Annotated in this window: 8 protein-coding genes and 1 pseudogene; 4 read left to right on the forward strand and 5 right to left on the reverse strand. The window is 57.9% G+C overall.

Annotated elements, in window-relative coordinates; translation table 11 throughout:
- Positions 1-13 precede the first annotated feature (13 nt).
- A complete protein-coding gene (traL, locus tag EBBID32_RS01565) occupies positions 14-298 on the reverse strand; it encodes a type IV conjugative transfer system protein TraL (RefSeq protein WP_006949490.1) in 285 nt (94 codons plus the stop codon).
- Between the two features lie 71 nt (positions 299-369).
- Positions 370-684: a hypothetical protein gene (locus EBBID32_RS01570; protein WP_006949491.1), complete on the reverse strand. Its 315-nt coding sequence runs from the start codon at positions 682-684 to the stop codon at positions 370-372.
- Positions 685-1,024: 340 nt separating this feature from the next.
- On the opposite strand from EBBID32_RS01570, the gene EBBID32_RS01575 reads away from it, so the two are divergent.
- The 3 genes from EBBID32_RS01575 (at position 1,025) to EBBID32_RS01585 (ending at position 2,280) form a co-directional block, all read left to right on the forward strand.
- Complete coding sequence (locus tag EBBID32_RS01575; protein WP_006949493.1) at positions 1,025-1,384, forward strand: hypothetical protein; 360 nt, start codon at positions 1,025-1,027, stop codon at positions 1,382-1,384.
- A gap of 103 nt (positions 1,385-1,487) precedes the next feature.
- On the forward strand, positions 1,488-1,994 hold the full coding sequence (locus EBBID32_RS01580) for a hypothetical protein (RefSeq protein WP_231382077.1): 507 nt from the start codon (positions 1,488-1,490) through the stop codon (positions 1,992-1,994).
- A 10-nt stretch (positions 1,995-2,004) separates the two neighbouring features.
- Positions 2,005-2,280, forward strand: coding sequence for a hypothetical protein (locus tag EBBID32_RS01585; protein ID WP_037488154.1), 276 nt, complete (start codon positions 2,005-2,007; stop codon positions 2,278-2,280).
- Here the strand turns inward: EBBID32_RS01585 and EBBID32_RS01590 are convergent.
- Both EBBID32_RS01590 and EBBID32_RS01595 read right to left on the reverse strand, forming a co-directional pair.
- Positions 2,247-3,098, reverse strand: a complete 852-nt coding sequence (locus EBBID32_RS01590; protein ID WP_231382078.1) for a lytic transglycosylase domain-containing protein — start codon at positions 3,096-3,098, stop codon at positions 2,247-2,249. The genes EBBID32_RS01585 and EBBID32_RS01590 overlap by 34 nt on opposite strands.
- A gap of 274 nt (positions 3,099-3,372) precedes the next feature.
- Positions 3,373-4,359 carry an IS481 family transposase gene (locus EBBID32_RS01595; RefSeq protein ID WP_037488155.1) on the reverse strand — a complete coding sequence of 329 codons (987 nt, stop codon included), beginning with the start codon at positions 4,357-4,359 and terminating at the stop codon, positions 3,373-3,375.
- A gap of 27 nt (positions 4,360-4,386) precedes the next feature.
- On the opposite strand from EBBID32_RS01595, the pseudogene EBBID32_RS25310 reads away from it, so the two are divergent.
- Positions 4,387-4,569, forward strand: a pseudogene (locus EBBID32_RS25310) (integrase core domain-containing protein); the annotation flags it as partial.
- A 161-nt stretch (positions 4,570-4,730) separates the two neighbouring features.
- Here the strand turns inward: EBBID32_RS25310 and EBBID32_RS01600 are convergent.
- Positions 4,731-5,759 carry an MBL fold metallo-hydrolase gene (locus EBBID32_RS01600; protein WP_051093244.1) on the reverse strand — a complete coding sequence of 343 codons (1,029 nt, stop codon included), beginning with the start codon at positions 5,757-5,759 and terminating at the stop codon, positions 4,731-4,733.
- Positions 5,760-6,015: the final 256 nt, after the last annotated feature.

Genomic DNA, 6,015 nt, shown 5'->3' on the forward strand with positions numbered 1-6,015 from the left:
GACTGTGTCGTCCTCAACCCGCCATCAGGCGTAGATGGGAGGGCGGCGTCGCTCTCAGCCCCATGAAGGCACCGGGCAGGTACCAGTAGGCTGAATGGATGATCCACGAGACGGCTCGTCCCGCCTTCAACTTGCGCAATCCCCACCAGGCCAGCACGCTTGAAATCAGACCGATGAAAATATGTTGAGACAGGATGCCCCACGCGAACGGGATGATCATTGCGAGGAACTCATCGAGTGTCCAAAACCCGATCAGCTCCGGATCATCGAGATGCGCGGGAACTGTGTAGTGATTCATGAGCGGCACCGCCCTCGGTGATGTCCGACCGGATGCACGGATGCTTTGTCCGGACGGAACGGGGTTGAAGGTCAGATCGTCGCGGTGACCGCAGCGGTGACGATGGGCACGCCCGTGCCGGCACCGACGCCGACCCCAACGGGAATGGCGACCTGGCCAAGGCTGAAGCGACCCGAGGCAAGTCCGACGATGCCGCCGGCCAGGCTGAGCACGGTGATGATCTTGCCGCCCGAACCTTCGAGGAAGCCGGTGAACGAGGTCAGCGCGGTGTTGAAGGTCGTGTCCGCACCGGCCATTGCGACTTCGCTGCCGAGCAGGCTGGCGACCGCAGCGACTGCGACCCCCTGGATGAGCGCGGCGCCCTTCCCTTTCATCGTGAGTTTCATATTCGTCATGTCCTTATCCAAACACCGTGATTGTCACGGCATTCAGAATGAACAGATCAGCGCTTCCGGTAGCAATTAAGAGGCAGTTTAGGCACGCAAACGAATCGCAAGATTTCCAAATTGCGGACTTCGGCTCGTCTACTATTTCCCCATGAGGGAAATGCGTTTGCTGTTAATGGAACCCTGTTTCCCTTTTGGGGTGATGTTGTTTCCCCGCGCGGGAAACCCAATTGCCGAGACGGGAATTCGATAGTCCGACTCGAAGCTACCGCCACGGATTCGCCAAATTTACAATTTTGGATCATTGTGTCGGGCGACACATGCCCTGGATAACCCGTCAATGGCCGCAGGAACGCGCAACGTCCGCATATTCGTGAGCCAGCAGTGCTTTGAACTGCTGGTGGACGCGATGGCCGCGTTTTCCAAGCAAACCCGCCGTTTTCAGACTATGCGGATGACCGTTCAGGCCGCCTGCGCAAGGCTCAAACCCCACGGGATTTCTAGGTTCGAGCTTGAAGAGTTCCTCGCCGAGTATCCCATCGAAGGCGATATCCGAATTCATCTTGAGGTCACACCCGAATGGTCTGCCGACTACGATCTTATGCGAGCCAAAGTGAAGGGTATCAGCGAAAAATCTGGATCAGATAAGTCTCTCGTACCCTTCGCAGTTTACCTCGCGGTGAAGCATAATCTTTTGTAGGTAATTTCCGCAGGCGAGCCCACGCGCTTTTTAAGACTCTTGACAGCTTATGCCATCCCATAGACGTTCGCCTTGGGAGGGATGGAGCATGCCTCACAGGAACTTGACGCCTGAGACGGTTTTCAAGCCAAGCAGCCCACCGGGCAGTGAACCCGTCTTCGCTTTTGCCAGCCCTAGTCCGGGACGGTGTGAGCAGGATCAATACAAGCAGCTCATCAATGCTGAGCTTGCGCGCCAGGGCATACTTCCTGCGCACCTCGCAGATCGTATGTGTCTCTCGCGCCCCAAGCTCCACAAGATCCTCAAGCAGACCAATCCTCTTACCGACGACCTTCGTGACCGCATTTTCGACGAACTCGGTATGGACCACGTTCGCGCCAAGATCAGCGTCGCTCTGCTCCACGATCCGCGGGCCTATGCAGAGCAATCGGTCTTCCTGGCCACAGAGAGCCTGAAGAGCTTCTATCTCGAGGTGCTGACATGCCGGCGAGGCTCGATCGAGGTGGATCTGCGTCCGGCTGTAATCCACGAAGCCGCGCGGCGAGCATATGACTTGCTTCTCTCGCACCAGGAGCGGGTCATGCAGAACAGCCAGACTCTTCAGGCCTGATCGAGTACGCATGGGGCCCGAGAACATCGCAGCGTGGACTCAACTCTATGCCGCAGTTGGGCTGCTCGCTGCGATTTGCTCGGGGTGTGCGCTCCTCAAGACGATCTACGACATCCGTACGGGATTGATCGCGCCGCCGACGGGGTCAGTGCTGCGCTGGTTGCTGTGGTTCCCGAAAGTTTGGCTGCATTTCCAACTCAGCTACCTCTGCGGGTTTCCAAGCATTCTGGCCATCGCGATCCTGTATGCGCACTATATCGGGTTCGCCGCATTCGTGCCTTCGTAGGTTATGAGGGACACCTCGCGGTAGCCTGAGGCTCGTACTGCGATGTTGGCTGCCATAGCCCGCGCGGCAACGACCGAATTTGAGCTCCCAAGTTTAGTGAGGCGCACCCAGTTGGTTGTGATGGTCTGCACGTAATTGCGGGTCTCCGGGATTTCAGGAATGTTGCCCAGCGCGAGTGAACGACGTTCTGGCCCCGCATTGTACGCAGCCAAGGCCAGATCCACGCGTCCAAAGCGATCAAGCTGCTGACGGAGGTAGCGTGCCCCCGCCCTCATGTTGGCCAGCGCATCCCAAGGGTTACTTAGCTCCAAAATTCTTGCTGTTCCCGGCATGACCTGCATCATGCCCATCGCCCCCGCCCCACTTCGTGCCCAAGCCTTGTATCCTGACTCCTGAGCAATGACCGCGTCCAGAAGGCTCTCGGGAAGCCCGTTTTCGCAAGCTATCGCGGACATTGCTGCAAAATAGGCTACTCGGCGGTTCTCCACCTCAGGAGACAACCACCAAGTCGGGCGATACCCATTCTGCAGGCACGATGACGAGGTGGAAGCCGCTAGGATGGCCGGATGATTCGGTTCGAAAAGTCCTGACGGGTCGTTTTCGCCAATAGCGTGGGTACTCTCACCGAAGCGGCGCGCATCGGCCAGCTCGACCAACCCTTCAAAGTGGGTGCTTAGCGCGAGTCCGACGGCCCCCTGCTCATTTTTGGCGGTAGCGGGAAACGGAGAAAAATGGACAAGATCGACTTCCCTAGCCTTCGCGGCCGAGACGCAAATCATTGCGGCAACGACGATCAAACTACACTTGGATGAAATCACAACACAACCTTCCTAGGTTGCGTGCGGATCCGATCGGGAATGCGCGTCGCCAGGAAATCAAAGATGGAACGCCGAGTCAATCTCTGCGTACACACATTAGGCGAGCCAAGCATCTGCTTTATGGCCAGCCCATCAAGCTGACGAGTAGCTACGACTTCAATTGGTCAGATCTTGCGTCAGCCATGCCTTACATTTTGATCGAAATACCGCCTCAGCGGCCCCGGGCATGGAATGGGAAGTTCCATACGGCGGATCTACACCGCCCCCGATTGATCTAGATGTTTGGTCCCGGGATTTGATGGTGCGGGTCTGATCTGAATCGCTGGGTTTCTTTTGTCCAGCATTTGCAGATGAACTCGTGTGGCGTGAGACCCTGCAGGGTCTTCAGCCGCTTGGCGAAGTTATAGGCAGCGACGAAGTTGGCGAAATGGTCACGCAACTGGTCGTGCGTCTCGTAGTAGAAGCGCTTGACGGTCGCCTCCTTGATGATGCGGTTCATCCGCTCCACCTGACCGTTGGTCCAGGGATGCTTGGGCTTGGTGGTGCGGTGATCGATGTCGCTGAGCGCGCAGGCATATTCGAAAGCATGAGCGCGGAAGAGCTCACCGTTGGCGATCGCGTCCTTGATGAGCGGCACGGCCGAGCCGCCGGCACCCGGCGTCGTGAAGTGGATGCCATTATCGGTTAGCACCGTGTGGATCTTGTATGGAACGGCAGCGATCAGTCGGCGCAGGAAGTCGCGAGCGGTTGCAGTCTTTGCCCTTTCGTGCAGTTCGACGAAGGCGAACTTGCTGGTTCGATCGATCGCCACGAACATATACAGCCTGCCCTGCTCGGTCCGAACCTCGGCAATGTCGATGTGGAAGTACCCGATAGGATATGAGCGGAACTTGCTCCGCTTCGGCTTGTCACCTTCGACTTCCGGCAGCCGAGAGATGTCGTGCGGCTGGAAGCAGCGGTGCAGCGACGATCGTGTCAGGTGCGGGATCGTCGCTTGGAGGGCGTAAAGGCAGTCGTCGAGCGGGAGGAGCGTATGCCTGCGGAAGGTGATCGCCTCCTCCTCAACCGACAGCACGGTCGACCTCGGCTCCTTCGGTCCGGTCTTCCGGTCGTTGAGAGACCGACGCTGGCGCCACTTGGTCACAGTCTTGGGGTTGATCCCATGCTGCTTGGCGAGTGCCCTCAGGCTCTCTTGACTATCTTGTATTGCTCGACGGACTGCCGCTGTCGTGCGGGCGCTCCCATCAAGGATCTGGCCCATAGTGCATCCTTCCATTCCTGGCCGAATAATGCACCATCAAATCCCGGGACCAAACATCTAATCGAGAGCTTCAATGCTCGCCTTCGTGACGAATGCTTGAATGAGACGCTGATCACTAGCCTTGGCAATGCCCGCCAGGTGCTGGCTGACTGGAGGCACGACTACAACCACTTCCGGCCCCACTCGACCCTGGGGAACAGGACCCCAGCCAAGATGGGAGCCGGTTCAATCGGCAAACCGGGCGCACGCTCGACTCGTAGTTGGAGGAAGGTCGTGGCTCAGACCACTTCCGGGCAGATAAAGTTGCCAGAAAGCGGTGAAACGCCTTTGGTCCCGGGATCGATCTTGAACTTGATCGCTCGTTGAGATGCTCAAAGAGCACGCCACCAGCGAACGCCGTCGGAGTCTACTTCGTCTATAACCAATCCCCTGCCTCGCAGGCAGGCCAAGTGGGCAAGACTCTCGCCGGTAGCCAGTTCCAGCATCATTTTGTCGATGTCGCGCTTGAATAGGACAGGAAAGACATCAATTGCGCGTCGCGGGGTTGTCAGTTCGAATAACAGCCTCTCGAGACGGTGCTCATGCCCATTTAGCAACGCGTCGATTCGCGCGTGTAGCCCGAAGAAAGGCCTCCCGTGAGCCGGGAGCACTAGCACGTCATCCGGCAAGTCATTGCGGAATGCGCTCAGAGAAGCGAGCCATTGGCTCAATGGGTCAGCCTCCGGTTCCACGGGTTGCACGGAAACGTTGGATGAAATCTGCGGCAGTACTTGATCACCGGAGATCAGCAGGCGCTCTTGCGGACAGTGCAGAGAAGCGTGCTCGGGCGAATGGCCGCTGCCGACTGCGACGATCCACTCGCGGTCCCCGATAATCACGCGCTCGCCGTGTTCAATCGCCCGAAAGCTGTTCGGGGGCGGGTAAAGCATATTTCTGAAGTCGACGACGCGCGCGCGATAATGGTCGAGGTCGTCTTCGTCCCAGCCGACGCTCTTGTAGAATCGAATCGTTTCTACGGGTACTTGGTCGACTGTGTGGGCGCCCAGCGCGCGGAGGGTCAGATACTCCAGCCTCGTCATCCAGAGTGGAGCAGATACCTTTTGTGCCAGCCACCCTGCCATGCCACTGTGGTCCTGATGGAGATGAGTGACTATTATTCTCAGGATTGGGCGGCCATCCAGTGCACGTGTGAACGCGTGGTGCCAGGCTGTAACCGTTTCCGCGCTCCTTAGACCCGTGTCTACGATCGTCCATCCATCGCCATCCTCCAAGGCCCAGACGTTGATCCCATCGGCGCCCATCGGCATGCGCAACCAATAAACACTTTCAGCAATTCTAGTAGCGAAGCCTTCGCCGATTGGCGGCAATCCAATAGCAGGGAACGACAGTTGGCTTGGCATGCGGGCATCCCTATAATGCATTTGTCCTGCGCGCTTGGCGCAAGGGCGTCGATATCCCGCCGGCATATCACAGCTCGCGCTAACCTAAGTTGGTTGCCGCACGCGTCATGCCTGCTAGCGATGAAGCCCTGAAGCATGGGGAAATGACGAAATTTGGCCACCTATCCAAAGAGATGTGCGGCTATCTTAGGCATCTCGCACACTCGTAGTCAGCTTGGCATGCCCTTCGCTTGCGCAAAGCGCCATGTGATGCAGG

The organism is Sphingobium indicum BiD32, assembly GCF_000382885.1.
Taxonomy (GTDB): Bacteria; Pseudomonadota; Alphaproteobacteria; order Sphingomonadales; family Sphingomonadaceae; genus Sphingobium; species Sphingobium japonicum_C.